Source organism: Chthonobacter rhizosphaerae (assembly GCF_013839525.1).
Taxonomy (GTDB): domain Bacteria; phylum Pseudomonadota; class Alphaproteobacteria; order Rhizobiales; family Pleomorphomonadaceae; genus Chthonobacter; species Chthonobacter rhizosphaerae.
Window position 1 is genome coordinate 59,226 of record NZ_JACDIS010000007.1, and the last position, 23,703, is coordinate 82,928.

23 protein-coding genes are annotated in these 23,703 nt (G+C 69.5%); 4 read left to right on the forward strand and 19 right to left on the reverse strand.

Going from position 1 to position 23,703, the window contains the following annotated elements; translation table 11 throughout:
• Positions 1 to 102 precede the first annotated feature (102 nt).
• Positions 103 to 1,905 carry an allophanate hydrolase gene (atzF, locus tag HND91_RS13965; protein ID WP_181707204.1) on the reverse strand — a complete coding sequence of 601 codons (1,803 nt, stop codon included), beginning with the start codon at positions 1,903 to 1,905 and terminating at the stop codon, positions 103 to 105.
• 270 nt (positions 1,906 to 2,175) lie between these two features.
• On the opposite strand from atzF, the gene HND91_RS13970 reads away from it, so the two are divergent.
• Positions 2,176 to 2,976: a potassium channel family protein gene (locus HND91_RS13970; protein ID WP_181707205.1), complete on the forward strand. Its 801-nt coding sequence runs from the start codon at positions 2,176 to 2,178 to the stop codon at positions 2,974 to 2,976.
• 17 nt (positions 2,977 to 2,993) lie between these two features.
• On the opposite strand, the gene HND91_RS13975 is transcribed toward HND91_RS13970, so the two are convergent.
• The 16 genes from HND91_RS13975 to HND91_RS14050 all read right to left on the reverse strand — a co-directional run bounded on the left by HND91_RS13975 (position 2,994) and on the right by HND91_RS14050 (position 17,335).
• On the reverse strand, positions 2,994 to 3,665 hold the full coding sequence (locus HND91_RS13975; RefSeq protein ID WP_181707206.1) for a GntR family transcriptional regulator: 672 nt from the start codon (positions 3,663 to 3,665) through the stop codon (positions 2,994 to 2,996).
• Positions 3,662 to 4,084 carry an oxalurate catabolism protein HpxZ gene (hpxZ, locus tag HND91_RS13980; protein ID WP_181707207.1) on the reverse strand — a complete coding sequence of 141 codons (423 nt, stop codon included), beginning with the start codon at positions 4,082 to 4,084 and terminating at the stop codon, positions 3,662 to 3,664. The genes HND91_RS13975 and hpxZ overlap by 4 nt, the downstream gene beginning before the upstream one ends.
• Positions 4,081 to 4,845 (reverse strand): 5-formyltetrahydrofolate cyclo-ligase, encoded by a 765-nt coding sequence (locus tag HND91_RS13985; RefSeq protein WP_210272712.1) that lies wholly within the window; start codon positions 4,843 to 4,845, stop codon positions 4,081 to 4,083. Before HND91_RS13985 ends, hpxZ begins: the two co-directional genes overlap by 4 nt.
• A 92-nt stretch (positions 4,846 to 4,937) precedes the next feature.
• Positions 4,938 to 6,338, reverse strand: coding sequence for an AtzE family amidohydrolase (locus HND91_RS13990; protein ID WP_181707209.1), 1,401 nt, complete (start codon positions 6,336 to 6,338; stop codon positions 4,938 to 4,940).
• Positions 6,335 to 6,523 (reverse strand): DUF4089 domain-containing protein, encoded by a 189-nt coding sequence (locus tag HND91_RS13995; RefSeq protein WP_181707210.1) that lies wholly within the window; start codon positions 6,521 to 6,523, stop codon positions 6,335 to 6,337. Before HND91_RS13995 ends, HND91_RS13990 begins: the two co-directional genes overlap by 4 nt.
• A complete protein-coding gene (locus HND91_RS14000; protein WP_181707211.1) occupies positions 6,520 to 7,194 on the reverse strand; it encodes a cysteine hydrolase family protein in 675 nt (224 codons plus the stop codon). The genes HND91_RS13995 and HND91_RS14000 overlap by 4 nt, the downstream gene beginning before the upstream one ends.
• Before the next feature lie 317 nt (positions 7,195 to 7,511).
• Entirely contained in the window at positions 7,512 to 9,050 is a 1,539-nt protein-coding gene (locus HND91_RS14005) for an ABC transporter ATP-binding protein (protein WP_210272713.1), read from the reverse strand.
• Positions 9,047 to 9,769, reverse strand: coding sequence for a biuret amidohydrolase (gene biuH / locus HND91_RS14010; protein ID WP_181707212.1), 723 nt, complete (start codon positions 9,767 to 9,769; stop codon positions 9,047 to 9,049). The genes HND91_RS14005 and biuH overlap by 4 nt, the downstream gene beginning before the upstream one ends.
• 295 nt (positions 9,770 to 10,064) lie before the next feature.
• The gene (locus HND91_RS14015; protein ID WP_181707213.1) at positions 10,065 to 11,084 is read right to left on the reverse strand and encodes a formamidase; all 1,020 of its coding nucleotides are present in this window, start codon (positions 11,082 to 11,084) and stop codon (positions 10,065 to 10,067) included.
• 70 nt (positions 11,085 to 11,154) lie between these two features.
• Positions 11,155 to 12,075, reverse strand: coding sequence for an ABC transporter permease (locus HND91_RS14020; protein WP_181707214.1), 921 nt, complete (start codon positions 12,073 to 12,075; stop codon positions 11,155 to 11,157).
• A gap of 5 nt (positions 12,076 to 12,080) precedes the next feature.
• Positions 12,081 to 13,178, reverse strand: coding sequence for an ABC transporter permease (locus HND91_RS14025; protein WP_181707215.1), 1,098 nt, complete (start codon positions 13,176 to 13,178; stop codon positions 12,081 to 12,083).
• A gap of 194 nt (positions 13,179 to 13,372) precedes the next feature.
• On the reverse strand, positions 13,373 to 14,485 hold the full coding sequence (locus HND91_RS14030; protein WP_181707216.1) for a BMP family ABC transporter substrate-binding protein: 1,113 nt from the start codon (positions 14,483 to 14,485) through the stop codon (positions 13,373 to 13,375).
• Between the two features lie 279 nt (positions 14,486 to 14,764).
• Positions 14,765 to 15,565 (reverse strand): HAD-IA family hydrolase, encoded by an 801-nt coding sequence (locus HND91_RS14035; protein ID WP_181707217.1) that lies wholly within the window; start codon positions 15,563 to 15,565, stop codon positions 14,765 to 14,767.
• Complete coding sequence (gene gph, locus HND91_RS14040) at positions 15,565 to 16,248, reverse strand: phosphoglycolate phosphatase (protein ID WP_181707218.1); 684 nt, start codon at positions 16,246 to 16,248, stop codon at positions 15,565 to 15,567. Before gph ends, HND91_RS14035 begins: the two co-directional genes overlap by 1 nt.
• Positions 16,248 to 16,916: a ribulose-phosphate 3-epimerase gene (gene rpe, locus HND91_RS14045; protein ID WP_181707219.1), complete on the reverse strand. Its 669-nt coding sequence runs from the start codon at positions 16,914 to 16,916 to the stop codon at positions 16,248 to 16,250. Before rpe ends, gph begins: the two co-directional genes overlap by 1 nt.
• A gap of 206 nt (positions 16,917 to 17,122) precedes the next feature.
• Positions 17,123 to 17,335 (reverse strand): hypothetical protein, encoded by a 213-nt coding sequence (locus HND91_RS14050; protein ID WP_181707220.1) that lies wholly within the window; start codon positions 17,333 to 17,335, stop codon positions 17,123 to 17,125.
• A gap of 224 nt (positions 17,336 to 17,559) precedes the next feature.
• Here HND91_RS14050 and HND91_RS14055 point away from each other — a divergent pair, with 224 nt between their 5' ends.
• Complete coding sequence (locus tag HND91_RS14055) at positions 17,560 to 18,141, forward strand: tetratricopeptide repeat protein (protein WP_181707221.1); 582 nt, start codon at positions 17,560 to 17,562, stop codon at positions 18,139 to 18,141.
• Between the two features lie 9 nt (positions 18,142 to 18,150).
• On the opposite strand, the gene HND91_RS14060 is transcribed toward HND91_RS14055, so the two are convergent.
• The gene (locus HND91_RS14060) at positions 18,151 to 19,101 is read right to left on the reverse strand and encodes a LysR family transcriptional regulator (RefSeq protein ID WP_181707222.1); all 951 of its coding nucleotides are present in this window, start codon (positions 19,099 to 19,101) and stop codon (positions 18,151 to 18,153) included.
• Positions 19,102 to 19,304: 203 nt separating this feature from the next.
• Between HND91_RS14060 and HND91_RS14065 the strand changes: the two genes are divergently transcribed.
• Entirely contained in the window at positions 19,305 to 20,336 is a 1,032-nt protein-coding gene (locus HND91_RS14065) for a class 1 fructose-bisphosphatase (protein WP_181707223.1), read from the forward strand.
• A 264-nt stretch (positions 20,337 to 20,600) separates the two neighbouring features.
• Complete coding sequence (locus tag HND91_RS14070) at positions 20,601 to 21,473, forward strand: phosphoribulokinase (RefSeq protein WP_181707224.1); 873 nt, start codon at positions 20,601 to 20,603, stop codon at positions 21,471 to 21,473.
• Between the two features lie 315 nt (positions 21,474 to 21,788).
• On the opposite strand, the gene HND91_RS14075 is transcribed toward HND91_RS14070, so the two are convergent.
• Positions 21,789 to 23,429, reverse strand: a complete 1,641-nt coding sequence (locus HND91_RS14075; protein WP_181707225.1) for a caspase family protein — start codon at positions 23,427 to 23,429, stop codon at positions 21,789 to 21,791.
• Positions 23,430 to 23,703 lie beyond the last annotated feature (274 nt).

Genomic DNA, 23,703 nt, shown 5'->3' on the forward strand with positions numbered 1-23,703 from the left:
GGCACCGGTCGGCATGCGGGCCACCAACTATACTAGGTAGCATGCACGCTGCGTCATCCGTGTGAAGGATGAGAGTCGGTGAAACGGCAAGGAGCCGGCCGGTCATTCGGCCGCGGCGGCCTTCGCCGCCAGATAGGCGCGCCAGCCGCCGTGGACGGTGATGTCCACCGCCCCGGCCAGCCCCGCCGCCTCGCAGATGAAGCCCTTCACGGTGGATCCGTCGACCAGCGTCACCGTGCCGATGCCGAGCGGCGCCGGGATGCCGGCGACGAATCGGCCGAAGCCCTCGGGCGGCAGGACCCAGGTTTCGAGCGCGATCGACGCGCCGCCCTCCTCCACCCGCGACAGGCCCGGCCGGAACGGCGGCCCGCCCGCGAGGGCGTAGAGCCGGTAGTCGGGCGCCGTGTGGCCGGCCGCCACGAAGCGGGCGCCGAGACGCGTCAGTTCCGGGTTGAGCGGCATGCCGGAGAGATGCGCGCCGACCACCGCCACGCGGATCCAGCCGTCCGGGACGGCGGCGGGCGCGGGCGTCGCCTTCGGCAGCGGCAGGCCGGTGGCGCCGATCGTGGGGGCGATGTGTCCGTGGAGGGCGGCGCCGAGGGCCGCGAGCAGCCCGTCGGTTCCGGACCGGCCGATCAGGGTGACGCCGGCGGGCCGGCCATCCGGGCGGAAGCGGCCGGGAATCGCCAGGGCGGCGAGATCGAGGAGGTTGACGAAATTGGTGTAGGTGCCGAGCCGGCTGTTGGCGGCGACAGGCTCGGCGGCGATCTCCTCCAGGGTCACCGGCGACGGGAAGGTCGGCACCACGAGGCAGTCGATGGACGCGAGCACCGGCTCCACCGCGCGCTTCAGGGCGGCGAGGCGGTAGAAGCCCTTGAAGGCCTCCACGGCCGACTGGTTCAGGCCTCCAAGGGTGATCGACCGGGTGACCGGGTGGAGGCTGTCCGGCGAGGCGGTGATGAAGCTCTCGATGGCGGCGTAGCGCTCGGCCACCCACGCGCCCTCGTAGAGGAGCGCCGCCACCTCGAAGAAGGGCGTGAGGTCGACCGGCACGGGCACGCAGCCGAGCGCCTTCAGGTCGGCGACGCTCTCCGCGAACGCGGTTTCCGCCGCCGTGTCGCCGAAGAAGCGGAGCGTCTCGGGCATCGGGACGCCGATCCGGACGGAAGATGAGGCGGCCATGGGACCGAGGGGAACGGGCCGGGAATAGGGATCCGCCGCATCGAAAGCGGCCATGACGGAGAAGACCGCGTGGGCGTCCGGCACCGTGCCGGCGAACACGGACACGCAGTCGAGGGTGCGGCAGGCCGGCACGACGCCGCGGGTGGACACGGCGCCGACCGACGGCTTCAGGCCGACGATGTTGTTGAGGCCGGCCGGCACGCGGCCGGACCCGGCGGTGTCGGTTCCGAGGGCGAAGCTGACGAGGCCGAGGGCCACCGCGACCGCCGACCCGGACGAGGAGCCGCCCGGCACGAGGGCCGGGTCGATCGCGTTCCGCGGCACCGGAAAGGGCGTGCGCACGCCGACGAGGCCGGTGGCGAACTGGTCGAGGTTGGTCTTGCCGATCACGATGGCGCCGGCCGCCTTCAGCCGGGCGACGACGGCGGCGTCCTCGGCCGGCCGGTAGGCGAAATCCGGGCAGGCGGCGGTGGTCGGCAGGCCGGCGACGTCGATATTGTCCTTCACGGCGAACGGGACGCCATAGAGCGGTCGGGCGGGATCGTAAGGGCCGAGGGCGGCGGCGGCGGCGAGCGCGTCCTCCTTCGGCACCAGGGTGAGAAAGACGCCGGGGTCGCCGCAGGCTTCGATGCGTCGGTAGACCTCCTCGATCACATCGGCCGGGGTCAGTCCGTTCTCGTACCCGTCGCGCAGGCGTGCGAGGTCGAGCGCGAGTATCGTCATGGTGATGTTCCACATGCTTGCGTAGGGGACCGAGGCCGAAGGTGCACCGGATGGTCGCAAAGCCCATGCCAGAGCCTCCGAGCGGTAATCTCACGACCTTGCGCCGGGCAGTGCATACAATCCAGGTAAATACGCCTATATTTTAGGCGGTTGACCGGCGGAACGAACGCAGGCGTGGCTGTATTGGTCCGCAGGTGCGGTGCTCTTCGCTCTCGCCTAGACTGGCGGGGAGACACCGAGGAGCGTGCCGGAGGAGCCGTGAGCGCCGAGATGGATTTGACCGGAGGCCGCCAGACCCGTTCCGACGACCTCAGGACGCGCGTTCGCCGCCTCTATCACGGCGACAGCCCCGAAGCGCACCGGTTCCGGTACGCGCTGGTGATCATCGACATCGCCGTCATCCTCTTCATCGTGGCCACCTCGTTCGTGCCCCGGTCCATCGTGATCGAGGTGCTGGACGTGGTGTTCGGCCTGATGGTGCTGACGGACTTCCTGGCCCGGCTCTGGATCAGCCACCGGCCGTGGCGGGACCTGATCCACCCCACGTCGCTGGCGGACCTGGCGGCCATCCTCTCCTTCCTGGCGCCGCTGATCGGCGAAGGCGCGGCCTTCCTGCGCATCCTGCGCACGGTGCGCTTCCTCCACACCTACCAGCTGATGCGCAAGCTTCGCGAAGACTTCACCTACTTCCGCAAGCACGAGGAGGTGCTGGTCGCCGCCGTTCACTTCTGCGTCTTCCTGTACGTGATGACCGGCATCGTCTACGAGACCCAGCACGCCCGGAACGAGGACATCAACAACTGGGTCGACGCGCTCTACTTCACCGTGACGTCGCTGACCACCACGGGGTTCGGCGACATCACCCTGGAAGGGACGACCGGGCGGCTGCTGTCGGTGATCATCATGATCGCGGGCGTCACCTTGTTCCTCCGCCTCGCGCAGGTTCTGTTCCGGCCCAACAAGGTGCGGTTCGAGTGCACGGTCTGCGGCCTCTACCGGCACGATCCGGACGCGGTTCACTGCAAGCACTGCGGGACGGTGCTGCACCTGCCGACCGAAGGCTATCCCTGAGCCGGCACCGGCACCCGTCAGAGCATCTCGACATATTCGCCGAAGGCCGTCTCCACCGTGCCGATGTGATCGCGCATGGCCTGGGAGGCGCCATCGCGGTCGCCGCGCAGAATCGCCTGCACGATGGCGTCGTGCTCCCGGAAGCTGCGGGAGAGCCGGCCGAGGGTGCGGAACTGCGCGCGCCGGAACGGCTGCAGCCGCACCCGCGTGGCGAGCGCGATGTCAGCCAGATAGCCGTTGTGCGAACCGAAGTAGATGGCGGTGTGGAAGCTCTCGTTGAGTTCGTGATAGCGCTGCGGGTCGCCGGTGCGGACGAGATCGCGCAGGAAGCCGTGGATCTCCTCCAGGGACCGGCGCTCATTGGCCGTCATGGCGCTGGCGGCGAGCCCGGCGCAGATCGCCTCCAGCTCCGCCATGGCGACGAACAGTTCGTGCAGCTTTTCCGTGGAGAGCCGCGCGACGACGGCGCCCCGGTGCGGGCGGATCTCGATGAGGCCGCTCGCCGCCAGCTGGCGCAGCGCCTCGCGCACGGGCGTGCGCGACACCCCGAACCGGGACGCGATGCCCATCTCGTCGAGGGGCGTGCCGGGAGCGAGGTCGCCACGGACGATCTCGTCGGCGAGCTGCAGCCGGAGATCCTCCGTCCGCGTGCGCGAGCGCCGCTCCAGTCGTCCGTCGAGGTCGGTCATGGGGCGCTCGCGGGCGGCGGCCCGGCGTCCGGATCGGGGATGACCGACACGTGGGCGGCCACCACCCGCCAGCCGGCGGGCGTGCGCATCCAGGTCTGCATCTGCCGGCCGATCATGCCGGGCGCGGTCGGCCGCCGGAACAGGGTGGACGCGGTGGCCATGTCGGCGCCGTAGGTGGTGATCACCGTGCGCTCGATGGTGCGGGCGAGCCCGACCGAGGGCCGACCGGCCCGGAAGGCGGCGATCTCTCCGTAGCCGTAGAGGTTCTCGGTGATGCCGTAGCGGATGGTGGTGGGCGCGTCGTGGAAGAGCTCGTCCAGGGTGGCGACGTCGTTGGTGACGAGCGCGGTCTCGTAGCGGGCGAACGCGGCTTCCACCTCGGCCACGACGGAGGGGATGTTGATGGCGAGCCCGGTCACGAGCGGGCCTCCATGCGCGCCCGGAGGGCGGTGAGGAAGGGGATGTCCCGGAACTGGTCCGGCTGGACCATGGCCCAGTCGACGCCCTTCGGCTGCGGGTGGGTGGTGTTCGTGGCGATCAACCCCATCTCGGTGGCGACGTAGTGGAGCGCGCTGTCGTGCGCCTGCATGGGCAGGACGGCGTCGTCCACGAGTTGGAGGGAATGCACCGTGGTGGCGAGCGGGGTGGTCTCGTCGAGGATGCCCAGCTCGCGGAAGATGCCCGTCTCCAGGTCGGCGAAGCCGGCGCCCTTGCCGGTGCGCCCGCCGGCACGGCTGACCGCCACCGAGCCGACCACCGCGAAGTCGATCCGCTCCATGGCCTCGAACTCCAGCGGCTCGCCGTAGATGAGATAGCCCTGGGAGGTGGCGGCGAGCTCGAAGTCCACCCCGCGCTCGGCGAGATCGGCCGGGTCGAGCTTGATGTAGGGAAAGCCGGCCGTGAGCTCTGGCACCGGCGCGTAGACGGTCTTGCCGTCGTAGAGCGCGCGAAGCCGCACCGGGATCTGCGGCGGATCCGGGTTGCACTTGACGATCCGGGCGGTTGCCCAGCCCGGCGCCCGGGAGAGGTGGAGCGCGGCGAGGTCCGCGCCGGCGAAGTTCGGGATCCGGCTGTGCACCGGCCCGACGTTCACGCCCGTCTCCACGAGCCGGTTCCAGATGGCGCTGCGGAGCCTGTCCTTGTCCGCGTTGCGCCCGGCCCAACGCCCATCGTCCGCCATCTTGTGCCTCATGCCAGTTGCCAATGCGTGTTCATCGACGTGCCGGCCTCCCGGCCGTGGCCGGAAGACGGTCTCGGTTGCGCCGTCTCCGGTCAGCCGATCAGGGCGACCGGCGCCTTCACGGCCCCGACGGCCTGGAGCGCGGCGGCGACCCGGAGCGCCAGGTCCTCCCGCCAGGGGGCGGCGATCACCTGGACGCCGATCGGCATCCGCTCGCCCTCCAGCCACACCGGCACGGAGGCGACCGGCAGGCCGGCGAAGGAGATCGGCTGGGTGAAGATGCCGATGTTCGGGCGCGCCGGAACCTCCTGGCCGCCGACCATCATGGTCTTCTCCGTCGCCTTCAGCGCCGGGAAGGGCGTAGCCGGGGCGAGGATCACGTCCACGTCCTCGAACACCCGGTCGACCGCGGCGCGGTACCAGCTGCGGAAGCGCTGGGCGGCCACGTACCAGGCGGCCGGCACCATGGCGCCCGCGAGGAAGCGATCGCGCGTGTCCGGGTCGTAGTCGGCCGCGCGGGCCTGGAGGCGCGGCAGGTGGAGGGCGGAGGATTCCGCGTTGGTGATCACGTAGGCGGCGGCGCGGGCGCGCGCGGATTCGGGTATCTCCACCTGCGCGGCGACGCCGAGCGCCTTCGCCACATGGTCCACCGCCGCCTGGGCGATCGGGAAGCCCGGGTCGCGGAAATAGCCGCCGGCGACGGCGATGCGCAGGCCCTCGGCGCCCCTGGCGAGTTCGGGCGCGGTCATGACGGGCGGCCGGCGGGCGAGATGCGGGTCCAGCGGGTCGTCGCCCTGCAGAACGTCGAACACGGTGGCGAGGTCTTCCACCGACCGGGCGAGCGGGCCGAGGTGGTCGAGGCTCGCGGTGAACGGGAAGGTGCGGGCGCGGCTCAAGCGGCCGTAGGTGGGCTTCAGCCCGAAGGTGCCGCAGAAGGACGACGGCACCCGGATCGACCCGTTGGTGTCCGACCCGAGGGTGACGGCGACGAGGCCGGCGGCGAGCGCCGCGCCGGAGCCGGACGACGAGCCGCCGGTGATGCGGGAAAGGTCGTGCGGGTTGTTGCAGTTGCCGTCGTGGGCGTTCTGGCCGGTGAAGTCGTAGGCGTACTCGCCCATGTTGAGCGCGCCGAGACAGACGGCGCCGGCCTCGCGCAGCCGCGTGACCAGGACGCCGTCGTGGGCGGCCGGCGGGTTCTCGCGGTTGATCCGGGAGCCGGCGCGGGTGACGACGCCTTCCAGGTCGAACAGGTTCTTCACCGCGTAGGGCACGCCGGCGAGCGGCAGCGTCTCGCCCGAGGCCACGCGGCTGTCGACGATCTCCGCCTCGGCGATGGCGCGCGCGGCGGTGACGTCGGTGAAGCTGTTCACCGCCTCGTCGATGGCGCCGATGCGTTCCACGGTCAGGCGGGCGATGTCGCGGGCGGAGATCTCGCGCCGGTTCACCCGGGCGGCGATCTCGGTGGCGGTGCCGTTGAGGGGGTCGAGGCTCATCGGCCGGCCTCGTAGACGGCGGCGGGCTCGACCTCGTCCGGCAGCGGGAAGGCGAGGACCAGCGCGGCCATGCGGGCGGTGGCGGCCACGTTCGCCTCCACGCCGTCGCGCCATTCGGGCGGGATGGTGAGGCCCATCACCGGCGCCATGTGGGTCACGTGGGCTTTCGGGTCGAATTCGGTCATGCGTCACCTCGGGATACGGCGGCCTCCAGGGCGCTGAAGGGCGCGGTCCAGCCGACGATCGCGCCCTGGGCGCGGATCATCTGCAGTGTGGCCTGCTTGAAGGCCGGGAAATAGCTCTCCGTGGCGTCCTCGATGAGAAGATTGTGGAAGCCCCGGTCGTTCGCCTCGCGCATGGTGGTCTGCACGCAGACCTCCGTGGTGACACCCGCGAAGACGAGATGGGTGGTGCCGAGGTCCTTCAGGATGCCTGTGAGGGGCGTCGCGTAGAAGGCGCCCTTGCCGGGCTTGTCGACCACATGTTCGCCCTCCACCGGATAGAGCGCCTCGATAATGTCGGCGCCCGGCTCTCCGCGGATCAGGATGCGGCCCATGGACCCCTCGTCGCCGATGCGCAGCGCCGGATTGCCGCGCTCGCGCTTGGCGGGCGGGCAGTCGGAGAGGTCCGGCGCGTGGGTCTCGCGGGTGTGGATGACGGGCCAGCCCATCCGGCGGAAGAGGCCGATCAGGGCGGCCGTGGTGGGCACGATCGCCTCCAGGAGCGCCACGTCATTGCCGAGCGTCTCGCCGAACCCGCCCGGCTCGATGAAGTCGCGCTGCATGTCGATGACGATGAGGGCGACCGTCTCGGCCGGGAAGGTGAAGTCGAAGGGCTCTGCGGCGACGGTGTACATGGGCGGGGGCTCGTGGGGGGTGGGGATGGGGCGGTGGGTACCGGTTCGGGAGGAGGGCGGGGGTGGAGGGCGGTGTGCCCTCTCCGTCAAAGGGTGTTCGAGGCGTTTGGCGTCGGAGGTTCACCCCTCTCCCCAACCCTCTCCCTCAAGGGGAGAGGGGGCGGGTGGCGGTTGATGGGAACGAGCCGCCTTTTCCTTCAGCCTCGACGGACCCCCTCCCCCCCTGGAGGGGGAGGGTTGGGGAGAGGGGGGAACACACCCGGTGGACCCGTGGCCGGCGACCTCATGGCCGCCGAACCCGAACGATCCCCCTCCCCTCAATGGTGCCCGGCCATGTGCTGGCCGATGGTGTTGCGATCCGTTTCCGACGCGAGCGCCACGTAGGTGATCTTGCCCTCGCTCATGACGGCGACCCGGTCGGCGAGCTCCAGGATCTCGTCGAGGTCTTCCGAGACGAGGAGCACGGCGGCGCCACGGTTGCGCTGGTCCATGATCTGACCGCGGATCTCGGCGATGGACGCGAAGTCGAGGCCGAAGCAGGGGTTGGCGACCACCAGCACGTCCACGTCGGACGACAGCTCGCGGGCCAGGATGGCGCGCTGGACGTTGCCGCCGGAGAGGTTCTGGATCGGCTCGTCGGGGCCGGGCGTCTTCACCCGGTAGGCGGCGATCAGCTCCTTGGCCCGGGCGCGCATCGGCCCCGGCGAGAGCCATCCGCGCCCCTTGGAGATGGGCGGCTGGTCGAAGGACCGGAAGGCGAGGTTTTCCGCCACGCTCATCTTCGGGACGGCGGCGTTCTTCAACGGCTCCTCCTGCAGGCCGAACACCTTGAAGCGCGCCATCTTCCGGCGCTCCGGCTCGTAGGGCTCGTCCTTCACGAACAGCCGCCCGTCGGTGAGCGGGCGCTGGCCGGAGAGGCACTCGATGAGCTCGGACTGGCCGTTGCCGGATACGCCCGCGATGCCGACGATCTCGCCGGCGTGCACCTTGAGGCTGACCGCCTCCACCGCCGGCAGGCCCTCGTCGTCGTCCGCGAACAGGCCGGCGAGTTCCAGCACCACCGGCTGGTTGGTGTAGGGCTTGCGGGCGGCGCGCTCGCGCAGCTTCATGTCGCCGATCATCATGCGGCTCATGGCGCCGACGGTGAGATCCTTCGCCGGGGCGGAGCCCACGAAGGCGCCCTTGCGCAGCACCGTCACGTCGTCGGCGAACTGGGTGACCTCGCGGAACTTGTGGCTGATCATCAGGATGGTGAGGTCGCCCGCGTCGGTCATGCCGCGCAGGAGCCCGAGGATCTCGTCCGCCTCCTGAGGGGTGAGCACGGAGGTGGGCTCGTCGAGGATCAGGAAGCGCTGGTCGAGGTAGAGCTGCTTGAGGATTTCGAGCTTCTGCTTCTCGCCGGCGGCGAGGCCGGACACGGGCACATCCATCGGCACCTTGAAGGGCAGCCGGTCGATGAGTTCGGCGAGGGTCCTCTTCTCCTTGCGCCAGTCGATGACGGCGGGCACGTCGGCCCGTGCGATGACGAGGTTCTCGGTGGCGGTGAGCGACGGCACCAGGGTGAAGTGCTGGTAGACCATGCCGATGCCGAGGTCGCGGGCGGCCTTCGGGTTCGGGATCTGAACCTCGGCGCCGTTGACCAGAACCTGGCCGCGGGTGGGCTGGTAGAAGCCCATGATGCACTTCACGAGCGTGGACTTGCCGGCGCCGTTCTCGCCGAGGAGGGCGTGGAAGGAGCCGGGCTTCACGTCGATCGACACGTCGTCGAGGGCGACCAGCGAGCCGAACACCTTGGTCATGCCGCGGGTTTCCAGGCCGATCGCGCGGCTCGGGGCGGCGGCGGGCAGCGCGCTCATGATACGACCTCCAGGAGGGCCTTGCTGGTCGCGACGGCGCCGAACACGCCGCCCTGCATCTTCACCATGTCGATGGCGGCGAGGTGGTTCTCGTGCTTGGTGGCGCCGCAGCAATCCTCCACGAGCAGGCATTCGAAGCCCCGGTCGTTGGCCTCGCGCATGGTGGTGTGGACGCACACGTCGGTGGTGATGCCGGTGAGGATGACGTTCCGGATGCCCTTGAGGCGCAGGATCATCTCCAGGTCGGTGGCGCAGAAGGAGCCCTTGCCCGGCTTGTCGATGACGGTCTCGCCGGGCAGCGGCGCGAGTTCGGGGATGATCTCCCAGCCCGGTTCGCCGCGGATCAGGATCCGGCCCGCCGGCCCCTGGTCGCCGATGCCGGCGCCGATCCGCTGGGATCGCCAGCGCTTGTTCGCCGGCAGATCGGAGAGGTCCGGCCGGTGGCCTTCTCGGGTGTGGATGATGGTGTAGCCCTTGGGCCGCATGGCGGCGAGAAGCGCCGCGATGGGTTCGATGGGCGCGCGGGTGAGCGAGATGTCGTAGCCCATGCAGTCGACATAGCCGCCGGGGCCGCAGAAATCCGTCTGCATGTCGATGACCACGAGGGCGGTGTTGTCGGGGCGCAGGTCGCCGTCATAGGGCCAGGGATAGGGATCGGCCGCGATCGTGCGGGGCGCCGGCACGAGGGCGGCGGTGATGCGCTCGTCGAGGGTGGTCATGCGGGCCTCCGAGGGGTGGGAGACAGTTTTCGGGCGGTGGAGAGACCCCTCTCCCTAACCCTCTCCCACAAGGGGAGAGGGGATACTGCCCCGACGAGATAGATGGTCAGATCTCGGAGCCGGCTCGGCCGGGCGTTTAGCGGCTGAAGACGCGAGACGCGGGCCGATGACGACACGTGGTCGGCCGCCCCCTCTCCCCTTGTGGGAGAGGGTGAGGGAGAGGGGTGAACCCCCGCCCCTCGCACCCGCTCCCGCAGCACCGGCCTCACCACCAGGTCGAACCCGTGCATGGCCGTCACTCCGCCGCGTCCTTGAGGGCGCTCTCGCCGAAGAGCCGGGTGGGGGCCGGGAAGCCGCAGGGGGTGCCGTCGGTGATCTTCACCGTGTCCTCCCAGGGCAGCCGATAGGTGCCGGCCACCATGTCGTGCATGAAGGTGTAGGGGCAGTCCATGGCGCCGCCCTTCACCGCCACGTAGCCGCGATGCCAGAGCTGGTAGGGGTTGTTCTCCACGCCCCAGCCGGCGCGCGCCTCGCGGACGAGGTCCGGGCGGACCTCGGCGGTGATGATCTCGTCGGCCCGGCCGGTGGTGCCGTGGGCGATGACCGTGCCGTCGAAATTCACGATCATGCCCTCGCCCATGGAGTCGAACGTGCCGTCCGAGCCGCACATGCAGACGTTGGCGGTGACCATCAGGTTCTGGAAGGCGTTCGCCTGGTTGGTGAAGCGCCAGGACTGGCGGATCGGCGCGGTGTAGCCGGCCGTGCGGATCATGATCTCGGCGCCCTTGTAGGCGCACTCGCGGGCCATCTCCGGGAACATGCCGTCGTGGCAGATGATGAGGCCGATCTTGGCGCCCTTCGGCCCCTCGATGACCGGGATGCCGAGGTCGCCCGGCTCCCACGGCTCCACCGGCACCCAGGGGTGGAGCTTGCGGTAGTAGAGCTTCACCTCGCCCGCGTCGTCGATGATGAGGCCCGTGTTCCAGGGCATGCCGTCGGGGTTGAACTCCATGATGGAGAAGCAGCCCCAGATGCGGTTGTCCACGCAGGCCTGCTTCAGGGCCGCGACCTCCGGCCCGTCCATCCGGCACATGATCTCCGGGTTGATGTCCATGGAGAGGCCGTGGAGCATGTATTCCGGGAACACCACCAGGTCCATGCCGGCGAGATTGCGCCGGGCCTTGGCCACCATGGCGACGACCTTGTCGGTCTGCGCCTTGAGGTCGGCCGGGGTGACGACCACCGGCAGCTGCAGCTGCACGAGGCCGATGACGACGCCGTTGTCCGACTTGTTGAGCCCGCCGAGACCGTTCATCGGATTGCCTCCTCCGTCTTGTCGATCGCCATGGCCGGCGCGCCGCGCGGGGGCGCCGGCCCGGCCGTGGTCACTTGGTGATGGAGAGTTCGCCCGGCGCGCCGCGCAGCGACCGCTTGGGCGAGATGGACAGGATCATGATGACGAGCGTCATCAGGTAGGGAGCCGCGTTGAAGAAGTGGTAGCCGCGGCTGATGCCGATGGACTGGAGCGCCGGCCCGAGCGCGCCCGCCGCCCCGAAGAGGAGCGCCGCGCCGAAGCAGGCGAGCGGGTTCCAGCGGGCGAAGATGACGAGCGCCACGGCCATCAGGCCTTGGCCGGAGGAGAGGCCCTCGGTCCAGGAGCCCGGGTAGTAGAGCGACAGGAAGGCCCCGCCGACGCCGGCCAGGAAGCCGCCGGCGGCCGTGGCGAGGAAGCGCACCAGGTCCACATTGATGCCGAGGGCGAGCGCGGCGGGGGCGCTGTCGCCGGTGGTGCGGACCACGAGGCCGAGACGCGTGTTGCGGAAGGCCCACCACATGACGACGGCGAGCGCGATGCCGATGAGGAAGAGCGGGTTGACCTCGAGCGCCTTCTGGACGCTCGGGTCCGTGGACCAGGAGCCCAGCTGCACGCCCTCCAGCCGCGGGGCGACCGGCTGGATGTAGCCTTTGCCGAAGAAGAAGGCCAAGCCGGTGCCGAACAGCATCAGCGCGATGCCGATGGCGATGTCGTTCACGCCCTTCAGCTTGCAGATCGCCCCGTGCAGCGCCCCGAAACAGACGCCGGTGAGGCCCGCGACGAAGACGCCGAGCCACGGGCTGCCCGTCTCGTAGGAGACCGCGTAGGCCGCCATGGCGCCGAACACGAGCGTGCCTTCGAGGCCGAGGTTGATGCGGCCGGACTTCTCGGTGAGGCATTCGCCGAGGGCGACGAACAGGAAGGGCGTGGACACCCGGATGGCGCCCGCCAGCATGGCGAGGAGAACGGTGGAGAGGCCGACGTCGTCCATGGCGGTCACGCTCCCTTGGACTTGAAGATGGCGAAGCGGCCGTAGAGCGTCTCGGACACGAGGAGCACCACGAACATCAGACCCTGGAGCACCAGGACGGTGGCGTCCGGCAGCTCCATCCGCCGCTGGACGAGGCCGCCGGCCGCGTCGATGCCGCCGAGGAAGATGGCGACCGGGATGATGGCGAGCGGGTTGTGGCGGGCGAGGAAGGAGACGAGGATGCCGGTGAAGCCGTAGCCGGCGATGAGCGACGCGTTCGCCTTGCCGTGAATGGCCGCCACCTCGAAGAAGCCGGCGAGCCCGACCAGCGCCCCCGCGAGCGCGGTGGAGACGAGCACGAGCCTGCCGACCGGCAGGCCCTGCGCCATGGCGGCGCGCACGTTGCCGCCGGTGATGCGGGCCGCGAAGCCGAACGTGGTGCGGTTCATCAGCACCCACACGGCCACGCACGCCACGATGCCGGCGGCGAGACCCCAGTGGACGGAGGTGCCCGGCATGGGGCCGATCATGGTCTCCGGGCCGATCGGCATGGTGGAGGGCTTGTTCGGGTCCGACGGGTCGCGGAGCGCGCCTTCCACGAAGAAGTTCAGGATCGAGATGGCGATGTAGCTGAGGAGGAGCGACGAGATCGTCTCGTTGATGCCGCGATAGTGGCGCAGGTAGCCGACGAAGCCGATCCAGAGCCCGCCGACCGCCATGGCGGAGATCGCCATCATGACCAGCGTGAGCGGCGCGGGCGACCAGCCGACCATCGGGATGGCGGTGACGGCCGCCGCGAAGCCGCCAAGCACCAGGGCCCCCTCCCCGCCGATCACCACCATGCCGAGCCGCGCCGGGATGGCGACGCAGAGGCCGGCGAGGATGAGCGGCGAGGCGCGCACCAGGGTGTTCTGCCAGGAGAAGGACGTGCCGAACCCGCCGCGCCAGACGAGGCTGTAGAAGTCGACCGGGTTCTTGCCGAGGGCGAGCAGGAAGAGCGAGAAGAGCACCGCCGAGGCGAGGAGCGCCAGGAGCGGGATGACCACGTATTCCGACGACCGTCGGACGCGGTCGAAAGCGTCCGCGAAGGCGAAGGACGGAGCCGGGACGGTGGTGTCGGCCATGGGGGTTCCTTCAGTCTGATCCATTCGGGAGGGCGGAGGTTCACCCTCTCCCTGTCCCTCCCCCGCAAGGGGGGAGGGGACGCTCGGAAGAGCCGATTGGCTGACGCGGCCACCGCCTCGAATACCAGAACCGCAGGGGGTCCCCCTCTCCCCTTGTGGGAGAGGGTCGGGGAGAGGGGTCGACCCCACCGTCCTCAGGTGATCGAGCCGACCACGCCCTCGATCAGGTAGTCGGTGGCGTTCAGCTCCGGGGCGTAGTTGTCGAGCGAAGCACCCTCGGCCACGAGGACCGAGCCGTCCTGCTTCTTGATCGGGCCGACGAAGATGGGCTTGCCGGCCGTCACGCCCGCGCGGGCGGCATCGGCGGCGGCGATCGCCTCCGGGGTGGCGCCGGCGCCGTACGGGGTGTTCTGGACGAAGTCCTTGTCGAAGCCGCCGCCGATGAAGTTCGGCAGAGCCTCGCCGGCCGCCAGCTTGGCGGCGTAGTCCTTGTAGATGGTCTCCCACTTGTACTCGGCGCCGGTGATGAAGCCCTTCGGGGCGAGCGGCGCCTGGGAGGCGTTGTGGCCGCAGGACTTCACGCCGCGACCCTCGGCGGTCTCGATCACCACCTTGGGGCCGTCCACGTGGCAGGTGAGCACGTCGCAGCCGGCGTCCACCAGGGCGTTGGCGGCCTCGGCCTCGCGCACCGGCATGGACCACTCGCCGGTGAAGATCACCTGCACGGTGGCGGCCGGGTTCACGGCGCGGACGCCGAGGGCGAAGGAGTTGATGTTGCGCAGCACGGTGCCGATCGGCTTGGCGGCGACGAAGCCCAGCTTGTTGGACTTGGTGCAGAGGCCGGCGGCGACGCCGTCGATGTAGTGGGCCTGGTCGAGCTGGCCGAAATAGGAGCCGGCGTTCTTGGGGTCGGCCTCGGTCCACAGCGGAGCGGCGTGACGGAACTCCACGTCCGGGTACTTCTTGGCCATGTCGACCATGAAGGGATTGTAGTAGCCGAACGAGGTGGCGAAGATCAGCTTGGCGCCGTCGAGGCTGATCATGGATTCCATCGACTGGGCGACCGCCACCGTCTCCGGCACGTTCTCCTCCTCGACCACGGTCACGTCCGGCACCTGCTTCAGCGCGGCGGCGGCGACCGCGTGCGCCTGGTTCCAGCCGAAGTCGTCACGCGGCCCCACGTAGAGGATGCCGATGGTGAGCCCGGCGGCATGGGCCGGGCGGGTGAGAAGGCCCGAGCCGAGGGCGAGAGCGCCCGCGCCGGTGCCCTTCAGGAACGTACGACGGTCGAATGGCCGCTTGAACATCACGCTTCATCCCCCTGTTGACGACGGAGGCCGGCTCGTTGCGATCGGCCGTGTCCGCTCGAGGGTTGATGAGCAATGGGCGTGCCACTCGGCCGGACGGCCTCGACGGCGGGGAAAAAGCGGCGGCTTTGCAGGACGTTGCCGCCGCATCCGGACAAACGGCTGGAGGCCCAGCGGCACGCGGGCACGCCAGCGGATTGCATGCAATCCACTCCACCGAGCCTAATTCTTGTGCATCGTATGCAATCCGGCCGGCTGACCGGCGTCGGCTCCGGCCGGTCAGTAGACGCTGCGGCCGCCGATGGTCAGCAGGCTGCGCATATCGTCGTCGTCGTCCATCCAGCGGCGGAGAGCGTTGACGGTGACCATGCGGTCCCGGTCCCCTGCCCCGCCCAGGTGCTCGTAGGGGTCGAACGGGTCGCCCAGATGGGAGACGACAGCGAAGGCGCCGGAGAAGTCCTGGTTGGCGGTGTAGACGCTGGGCGTCACGACCGTGCGGGCGCCCGCCGCCGTGGCGGCCTTCAGGCCGTTGAGGCTGTCCTCGAAGACCAGGCACGTGCGCGCCGGCAGGCCGAGGGCGTCGATCGCCATCCGGTAGATGTCGGGCGCGGGCTTGCGCGCCTCCACGGCCTCGCCGCCCACTATGGCGTCGAACCGGTCGAGGCCCGCGTAGTCGAGGTTGGCGATGATGAGCGATTCCACGTTCGGGATCGGCCCGGTGGTGGCGAGGGCGAGCTTGAGGCCCCGGCTCTTCGCCTCCTCCAGGAGCCGCTCCACGCCGGGGCGGAACGGGCAGTGGCGGTCGTCCACGAGGCGGTTGAAGATGCGGGTCTTCAGCGCCTGGATCTCGTCGATCCGCGCCATGGCCTCCGCGCCGCTCGGCGGATCGTAGGTCTCGACATAGTGGACGATGCGCTCGCGCACGCCGCTGACCGCGAGCAGCAGGCGATAGAGCGGCTGGTCCCACGCCCACGGCAGGCCGCAGGCCTTGAACGCGTCGTTGAAGGCGGCGCGATGGACTTCCTCGGTCTCGGCGAGGGTGCCGTCGACGTCGAAGATGAGGGCCTTCAGCCCGCGCATCAGACTTCTCCGTAGAGCGACCGGATGGCCGCCGACAGACCGGCGAAGTCGCCGATCAGCCGGTCCGCCCCGAGATCAGCCGGCGAAACGTCAGTATACCCATATTCTACGACAATCACAGGCATGCCCGCCGCCCGCGCCGCCTCCACGTCGGAGGCGCTGTCGCCGACCATCAGCATGTCGGCCGGCGACACGCGGAGATGCTCGGCGGCGGTGACGAGAAGGTCGGGGGCGGGCTTGCGCGGCGGGCCGAAATCGCCGCCGATCACCACCGGCAGCACGTCGGCGAGGCCGAAACCGGCGACGATCTCCCGCGAGACGGCGGTGGGCTTGTTCGTGCAGACGCCCAGGCGGTGGCCGGCGGCTGCGAGCGCGCGCACCGCGTCCTCCACGTGCGGGAAGAGGCGCGTGTCCCTGAGAGCGCGGGGCTCGTAGAGGGCGAGGTAGCGGTCGACGGCGCGCCGGCGGTCGTCCGCCGGCAGGTTGGCGCCGTGCGCCGCGAAGGCGCGCTCCACCAGGACGGCGACGCCCTTGCCGATCATGCGCCGGACGGCGTCCGCGGGATGGCGCGGCAGGCTGTGCTCGACCATCAGATCCCCGAGCGCGTCGGCGATGTCCGGCAGGCTGTCCACCAGCGTGCCGTCGAGGTCGAACAGGATGCCGGCGGGCCGGGGCGCGCCCATCAGCGCGGCGCTCCGGCGGCGGTGCGGATGGCTTCCATGTTCGCCGCGTAGGCCGCCTCGGTGCCGCCCTTGAAGACGGCGGTGCCGGCGACGAGCACGTCCGCCCCAGCGGCCACCAGGGCCGGGGCGGTCTCGGGCGTGACGCCGCCGTCGATCTCGATGTGGATCGGCCGGTCGCCGATCATGGCCTTCACGCGCCGGACCTTCTCGACCACCGCCGGGATGAAGGCCTGGCCGCCGAAACCCGGGTTCACGGTCATCAGGAGGACGAGATCGACGCTGTCGAGGAGGTAGGCGATGGCACCTTCCGGCGTGCCCGGGTTGAGCACGACGCCCGCCTTGCGGCCGAGGCCGCGGATCGCCTGGAGGGTGCGGTGCACGTGCCGGCCGGCTTCCACGTGGACGGAGATCACGTCCGCCCCCGCGTCCGCGAACGCCGTGAGGAAGGGATCGACCGGGTCGATCATCAGGTGGACGTCGAACACCTTCGGCGTGTGCGGCCGCATGGCCTTGATGACCGGCGGGCCGAACGTGATGTTCGGCACGAAATGCCCGTCCATGACGTCCAGGTGGATCCAGTCGGCGCCGGCGCGGTCGATGGCGGCAAGTTCATCCGCGAGGCGCGCGAAGTCGCACGACAGCATGGACGGGGCGATCAGGACAGACATGGCGCGGCTCCGGCGTTTCCGGCCGGCACGTCTACACCGGAACGCCGCCGATTGCGACAGGAGCCGCGGCGCGCGTCGGCGACCAGCCGGTCGCCGACGGGACGGTGCGAGGGCCGGAACGCCGAGGCTTCGACGCGGGCCGCGTCAGCCGTCGGCGCGCCGGGTGCGACCGTTCGCCACGATGATGCGCGAGCGTGATCGGGAGGTCAGATGGGCTCGCCGTCGGCGCCCTGGACGGAGCACTTCCAGCGGACGATCTTGTACTTCGGGTGGGTGACGGACCACTGGGCGATGTGAGGCTGGGCCCAGAACATGCACTGGCTGACAGTGCCGGCGTCGTTCGCCGGAATGGCCTTCTCCTCGCAGGCTGAGGGATTGGCCAGAAGGCACACATACATGACGATCTGAATGGCGCTCATCGACATTTCCTTTGTGGCGCGCGGTTCTCTTGCCGGCCGGCCTGTCCCGACCGCTTCGGGATCTTCATGCCGGTCTGCTCTGCCGCATGGTTTTACATACTGCATTCGACGCCGACCGGATCATCACAGGGCAGTGACGGCCGAGGACGCGCGAGTTACGGATGGATGATCCAGCGCACCGGGAGGGCCGTAGAAGTCATCGTCCAGCCCTCGAGGAGGGGACGATGGCGTCGACCAAGATCGACACGACCGTCCGGTCGCCCGGCTCACGCCAGACGATGCGGACCACCTTGGTGACCGTGCTTGCCGCGGCCGCCATCTCTTTGCTGTGCGGTCCGGCCTTCGCGGTGTTCAGCGGCGACATGAGCCCGCGCGCGCCATCCGGCGACCCGGAGTACGCCAAGGGCATGGCGGCCTGGGACAAGGAGGACTGGCCGGCGGTCGTCTTCCACATGGCTCGCGTGGTGGCGAACCGTCCCCATCACGACAACGCCTGGGCCCGCCTCGGGTTCGCCCACCGCAAGCTGAAGAAATACGACGCCTCGCTGGCCGCCTACGGGCGGGCGCTGGAGATCAACAAGCACAACCGGGCCGCTCTGGAATATCTGGGCGAGGCCTATGTGGAGCTCGGCCGCTATGTTGAGGCCGTGGAGGTGCTGGACCGGCTGGGCGAGGAGTGCAAGCGCGTGGAGATCACCTTCTCCGACGGCGCCTTCGGCGACGGTTGCCAGGAGTTCACGGCGCTGCGGACCCTGATCGATCTCGTCGGCGGCGACACGTCCGCCGTGGTGGACCGCTGGGACTGATCCCCCCGATCAGGCGGCCGGCTCGCCGCCCTCGGCCCGCTCCAGGCCGGGAACCGTGGGGAGGAAGCTCGCCCCGCGCTTGATCCAGAAATCGCGGAGGGCCGCGGCCGCCGGCAGCAGCCGCTTGTCGGTCCGGCGGACCATGAACCAGTGCCGGCGGATCGGCAGGCCGACCACGTCCAGGATGGCCATGCGGCCGATCTCCACCTCGGTGGCGATCGTGTGGGCCGAGATGAAGGCGATGCCGAGCCCGGCCATGACCGCCTGCTTGATGGTTTCGTTGGAGCTGACCTCGATCACGTTCGGCGGCGAGCCCTGGCAGACGTCGAGCATGAAGCCCTCGAACGAGAGGCGTGTGCCCGACCCGCTCTCGCGCACCAAAAAAGTCTCGCCGAGAAGATCCCCCGGCGGGATCTGGCGGACGCCCGCGAGCGGGTGGTCGGCCGGCGCGATCATCACCAGGGGGTGCTCGCCGATGGCCCAGGACTCCACGTCCAGCTCGCGCGGGGCGCGGCCCATGATGGCGATGTCGATCTCGTAGGTGCGCAGCGCCTCCACCATGTCCTCGCGGTTGCCGACGAAGAGGCGGATGTCCACCCGGGGCCGCTCCTTACGGAAGGCCGCGATGGCGCGCGGGGCGAAATACTTGGCGGTGGAGACCGCCCCCATGGTGACCTTGCCGGCCCCTGCGTCCTTGAGCTCCGCGAGCGCGTGGCCGCATTCCGACAGGAGCGACTCGATCCGCATCAAGGTGGTGGCGATCTCCTCGCCGGCGGCGGTGGGCTTGAACCGGTCGCTGACGCGCTCGATCAGCGGCAGCCCCACCAGATCCTCGAGCGCCTTCACCTGGGCGGTGATGGCCGGAGGCGTGACGTTCAACTCGTTGGCGGCGGCCGTCACCGTGCCGGTCCGAATCACGGCGGCAAGGGAGCGGAGCTGTTTGAGAGTGGTATGGCGCATGGGACGAGACCTGGACGAGACAGCCGTCATGTTTAGCTTTTTTGAACAGTAGCGTAAAACAATTAAATTCCGGCACCCTCTTGCTCCGCCTAGTGTGGTGTGATCGTCCTGTCCTGCGACGCACTGCCGGGCTCGACAAGGCTATCGATCCCGGTGCTTGATTGGCCCCCAACCGCGGCGGGGGCTAGGAAGGGACGGGGATTATGGCCAGCCAAGACAGCCTCGAGGTGTTTCTGGACGGGTTTGCCGGCGGCGATCCACTGCGGACCGCCGTCGCGCGCGCCGTGGCGGGGATCGCAAAAGCCGGGGCAACGCTCGGCGCGCTCGTGGCCGAGGGACCGCACGGAACCGACCATGCCTCGGTCATCGGCGGCAACGCCGGCGGCGACGCCCAAAAGGCGCTGGACGTGAAGGCGCATGACCTGGTGGTCGCGGCGCTTCGGGACGCCGGCGTGCATTCGGTGGGCTCGGAGGAATCCGACGAGGTCGAGCACCTGAACGACGCCGGCCTGGTGGTCGTGGCCGTGGACCCGCTGGACGGCTCGTCCAACATCGAGACGAACGTCTCCGTCGGCACAATCTTCTCGGTGCTGCCGGTCCTGCCGGAGGGCGACTCCTTCCTGCAGCCCGGCAACCGCCAGCTCGCCGCCGGCTACGTGATCTACGGCCCGCACACGGACATCGTGCTGACGCTCGGCACGGGCGTGGAGGTGTTCACCCTGGACCGGGCCGACAACACCTTCTACGTGCGCAACCCGCACGCGGCGATTCCGGAGGAGTGCAAGGAGTTCGCCGTGAACGCGTCGAACTACCGCTTCTGGTCGCCGGCGATCCGCCACTACATCGACGACCTCCTCGCCGGCACGGACGGGCCGCGCGAGAAGGACTTCAACATGCGCTGGGTGGCGTCCCTCGTGGCCGATACCAGCCGCATCCTGGCGCGCGGCGGCATCTTCCTCTACCCGGGCGACACCCGGAAGGGCTACACCAGCGGCCGCATCCGCCTGACCTACGAGGCGAACCCGATCGCCTTCCTGGTGGAACAGGCCGGCGGGCGCGCCTCCACCGGCAAGGAGCGCATTCTCGACGTGGTGCCGACGGACCTGCACCAGCGCACGCCGATCATCTTCGGCGCCGCCAAGGAGGTGCAACGGGTGGAGCAGTACGAGGCCAATCCGGAAACGCTCGGCGAGCGCTCGCCGCTGTTCGGCTACCGCGGCCTGTTCCGCGCCTGATCCGCGCGTCGGCCGGCTGGAGCATTCTCCGATCACGTCACGCGACTTGATCGCCGAGAGCATGCTCCAGCTCATCGAACCTGAAGCGTTGCCTTGTCGACCTGACGGTTCCGTCAGGTCGGAAAAGCGCTCCAGGCGCGGCGTCCGGCCCTGGGGCATCCTCTTCCGGGACGTGCTAGCCTGATCGGCAACGCGGCACCCCGCCCCCTGCGAGAAGGGGGGCGGCGCCAGACAAGGCCGCGACGGGGTTGAGAAGGGACGCCCATGTCCGAACGCCATCCGATCATCGCCGTCACCGGCTCGTCCGGTGCGGGCACGACCTCGGTGCGCTACACGTTCGAACGCATCTTCCGGCGCGAGGGCATCAAGGCCGCCTATATCGAGGGCGATGCCTTCCACCGCTACGACCGCGACGCCATGAAGGCCAAGGCGACGGACGAGATGGCGAAGGGCAACCCGACCTTCAGCCACTTCGGACCGGACGCCAACCAGCTGGAACTGCTGGAGGAGGTGTTCCGCCAGTATGGCGAGGCCGGACGGGGCAAGACGCGCAACTACATCCACGACCACGAGGAGGAGCGCCTGTTCGGCGCCCCCGTTGGCACGTTCACGCCCTGGGTGCCGTTCCCGGAGGAGACGGACCTCCTGTTCTACGAGGGCCTTCACGGCGCCGTGGTGACCGGCGACATCAACATCTGCCAGTACGTGGACCTGAAGGTGGGCGTGGTGCCGGTCATCAACCTAGAGTGGATCCAGAAGATCCACCGGGACCGCGACACCCGGGGCTATTCCACCGAGGCGGTGACGGACACGATCCTGAGGCGCATGCACGATTACGTGCACTACATCTGCCCGCAGTTCACCGAGACGGACATCAACTTCCAGCGGGTGCCGACGGTGGACACGTCCAACCCGTTCGTCGCGCGCTGGATCCCGACCGCCGACGAGAGCATGGTGGTGATCCGCTTCCGCAACCCGCGGGGCATCGACTTCCCGTATCTCCTGTCGATGATCCACAACAGCTTCATGTCGCGGGCGAATTCCATCGTGGTGCCGGGCTCTAAGATGGAGCTTGCGATGCAATTGATCCTGACGCCGAAGATCATGCGTCTCATGGAGCGCAAGAGCCGGATCTGAGCGGCACGACTTGAGCGGCACGACTTCGGTGGGTCGACCCTCCCGCGGACTTCAGGCGGGCACCCGGAACGGTCGACCCGGCCAGGGCACCGGGCGCGAGATCGGGGAGACCGTGCAGCTCGAGGGGGTGACTGAAGCCGTCTCCCTCACGAGCGAGCAAAGCCGCTCCGTGCCCCCTTCCGTGCCCCCTCAGGCGCGAACGGAGCGGCTCGGCGCCAGGGGCCGGCGACGCAGAGGCCGGCGACTGTGGCGCCAAGGCCGGTGACGGCGCCCTGTGGCATCCCGAATCCGGACAGCGGCCGCCCGGCGGGCGAGTCAGTGCCGCCCGATCACGCTGCCGACAAAGCCGCCGATGGCACCGCCGAGCAGGGCGCCGCTGAAGGCGTCGTTGCCGGAGTTTTGCTTCTTCTGAAGCCGGGACTGGGTGCGGGCGGCCGCCGCGCGCTGCTGCTGCTCGGCGAGCCAGACCGAATAACGTTCCTCCGACATGACGCGGAGAGCGACGAGTTGCTGCTGGGTCAAGTAGCGGGTCGGAGCGGCGCTGGCGCTCACTTGCCAGCTCAGGATAGCGTCTCGGGTCCGATTGCCGAAGGCGCCGTCGACACCGCCGGTGGAGAAGCCGAGGCTTGTCAATCGGCCCTGGATCTCGCGCCGGATCTCCCGGGTGAAAGCCGCCTCGGTTGTCGGGTCGCCGGGCTGCGACAGGTCGAACAGGCTCCGCTGCGCGGGGGCGCCAGGCTGGGCCGCGGCGTATCCAGGATTGACCGCGGCCATCACCGCGGCGCCGGCCACAGGCGGCTGGCCGTAGGGGTTGGGCTGCTGCAGCGGCGCCGTCTGGACCATGGGCGATTGACCGACGGGCGCCGGCCCGACCATCGGCGCGGCGGTGACCGGTTGCGCCACGGGTGCGGGCGGTGCGGGTTCGGCAGCGACCGCGGCGGACGGTTCGGCCTTGGCCTTCAGCTTGCCGAGCCGGAAGCGCGCCGCGCCCACGTAGCGACCATAGGGGTGGAGATCGAGATAGTACTGCAGGTCGCTCGGGTCGTCGGAGTCCTGAACCATCTCCCAGAGCGCGTCCTCGCCGGCGAGGTCGGGCCCCGTCGGCGCTGCCGGCACCGGCTGACTGTAGACGGTGCCCGGGGCGACGGTCGATTGATCGCCGGGCGCGACAGCCTGGGGCGCCGCCACGGCGACCTGCACCTCCGCGGCCGGGCGCATCTGGAAGCGCTGCCGGAGCGACTGCACGACCGACGGGATCTGGGCGTTGTTGGTGGCGGAGGCGACGTCGGCGGTCACTTCCGACATCATGTCGCCGAAGCTGATGCCCGGTGCGTCGATGTGCTTGAGCAACGCTTTGGTGAAAGGGCTGTTGTCGCCGCTGCCGTCGCTCGCCGTGTTGCCGGGCTCGGTGGAGTAGGCGATCAGCCGGTTGATGCCCGGGTCGAGCCGGGCGAGACCGCGCCCGACCGCCACGCTCCGCTTCCCCATGCTGCGCTGGAGTTCGGCCACGAACGGGTTGTTGCGGCAGGCGTCGAGGATGACGACCTTGATGTTCGCCTTGTCGTCCATCGGCTTCAGGAAGTCGTCCACCCGGATGGCGGCGGCACCGTAGTTGACGTCGTCCTCTTCGGCGATCTCGGCATTGACGGCGAGGAGGTAGTTGACGTTGTCGAGTTGGATTCCGTGGCCTGCATAGTAGAACAGGCCGACGTCCGCCTCGTCCAGGCGACTGGCGAATTCGCGGATGGCCTTCTTCATGGCGGTGTCGTTGGCGTCGATCGCCTCCACCGTGTCGAACCCGAGCGCGCGCAGCTTCGTCGCCACGGCGCGGGCATCGTTCGCCGGATTGGTGAGAGCCGCGATGCCCGTATAGGCTCCGTTGCCGATCACAAGGGCGACCCGCTTTTCCGCCGGTGGATTGGCGAGCGCCGCGGCAGCCCCAGCCAGAAAGACCATTCCACAAGCCAGAATGCCGATGAGCCACAACAAGCCGTGTGTAGCGCGGGCGTTCATGGAGCGCATCTCCAACAAGATGGCGGAGTGCGCAAGGTACCAACCAGAATTGCAGGACACAACAGTAGATGCGCACGAAAGTGTTAAAACTGACAAATAGTCGTCGAGTAACGTTGCACCGAACGACGACGTCCCAAGCCGCTGTGCGGCGGCCGGTTCGCCGGTTCCACGGATCGGCGCCGGAGGTTGGGCACGAAAGAACGGAGACCGGCCTCGT

Excerpts from the sequence above, each read along its gene's own strand:
- HND91_RS14000 (WP_181707211.1), bottom strand. The coding sequence starts at position 7,194 with ATGTACACCGTCGCCGCAGAGCCCTTCGACTTCACCTTCCCGGCCGAG.
- atzF (WP_181707204.1), bottom strand. The coding sequence starts at position 1,905 with ATGACGATACTCGCGCTCGACCTCGCACGCCTGCGCGACGGGTACGAG.
- HND91_RS14050 (WP_181707220.1), bottom strand. The coding sequence starts at position 17,335 with ATGAGCGCCATTCAGATCGTCATGTATGTGTGCCTTCTGGCCAATCCC.
- HND91_RS14075 (WP_181707225.1), bottom strand. The coding sequence starts at position 23,429 with ATGGTCTTTCTGGCTGGGGCTGCCGCGGCGCTCGCCAATCCACCGGCG.
- HND91_RS14070 (WP_181707224.1), top strand. The coding sequence starts at position 20,601 with ATGTCCGAACGCCATCCGATCATCGCCGTCACCGGCTCGTCCGGTGCG.
- HND91_RS13975 (WP_181707206.1), bottom strand. The coding sequence starts at position 3,665 with ATGACCGACCTCGACGGACGACTGGAGCGGCGCTCGCGCACGCGGACG.
- HND91_RS13995 (WP_181707210.1), bottom strand. The coding sequence starts at position 6,523 with ATGACCGAATTCGACCCGAAAGCCCACGTGACCCACATGGCGCCGGTG.
- HND91_RS14020 (WP_181707214.1), bottom strand. The coding sequence starts at position 12,075 with ATGGACGACGTCGGCCTCTCCACCGTTCTCCTCGCCATGCTGGCGGGC.
- biuH (WP_181707212.1), bottom strand. The coding sequence starts at position 9,769 with ATGACCACCCTCGACGAGCGCATCACCGCCGCCCTCGTGCCGGCGCCC.
- HND91_RS14055 (WP_181707221.1), top strand. The coding sequence starts at position 17,560 with ATGGCGTCGACCAAGATCGACACGACCGTCCGGTCGCCCGGCTCACGC.
- HND91_RS13985 (WP_210272712.1), bottom strand. The coding sequence starts at position 4,845 with ATGGCGGACGATGGGCGTTGGGCCGGGCGCAACGCGGACAAGGACAGG.
- HND91_RS14030 (WP_181707216.1), bottom strand. The coding sequence starts at position 14,485 with ATGTTCAAGCGGCCATTCGACCGTCGTACGTTCCTGAAGGGCACCGGC.
- HND91_RS14015 (WP_181707213.1), bottom strand. The coding sequence starts at position 11,084 with ATGAACGGTCTCGGCGGGCTCAACAAGTCGGACAACGGCGTCGTCATC.
- HND91_RS14060 (WP_181707222.1), bottom strand. The coding sequence starts at position 19,101 with ATGCGCCATACCACTCTCAAACAGCTCCGCTCCCTTGCCGCCGTGATT.
- HND91_RS14065 (WP_181707223.1), top strand. The coding sequence starts at position 19,305 with ATGGCCAGCCAAGACAGCCTCGAGGTGTTTCTGGACGGGTTTGCCGGC.
- rpe (WP_181707219.1), bottom strand. The coding sequence starts at position 16,916 with ATGTCTGTCCTGATCGCCCCGTCCATGCTGTCGTGCGACTTCGCGCGC.
- gph (WP_181707218.1), bottom strand. The coding sequence starts at position 16,248 with ATGGGCGCGCCCCGGCCCGCCGGCATCCTGTTCGACCTCGACGGCACG.
- HND91_RS14025 (WP_181707215.1), bottom strand. The coding sequence starts at position 13,178 with ATGGCCGACACCACCGTCCCGGCTCCGTCCTTCGCCTTCGCGGACGCT.
- HND91_RS13990 (WP_181707209.1), bottom strand. The coding sequence starts at position 6,338 with ATGAGCCTCGACCCCCTCAACGGCACCGCCACCGAGATCGCCGCCCGG.
- HND91_RS13970 (WP_181707205.1), top strand. The coding sequence starts at position 2,176 with ATGGATTTGACCGGAGGCCGCCAGACCCGTTCCGACGACCTCAGGACG.
- HND91_RS14035 (WP_181707217.1), bottom strand. The coding sequence starts at position 15,565 with ATGCGCGGGCTGAAGGCCCTCATCTTCGACGTCGACGGCACCCTCGCC.
- HND91_RS14005 (WP_210272713.1), bottom strand. The coding sequence starts at position 9,050 with ATGAGCGCGCTGCCCGCCGCCGCCCCGAGCCGCGCGATCGGCCTGGAA.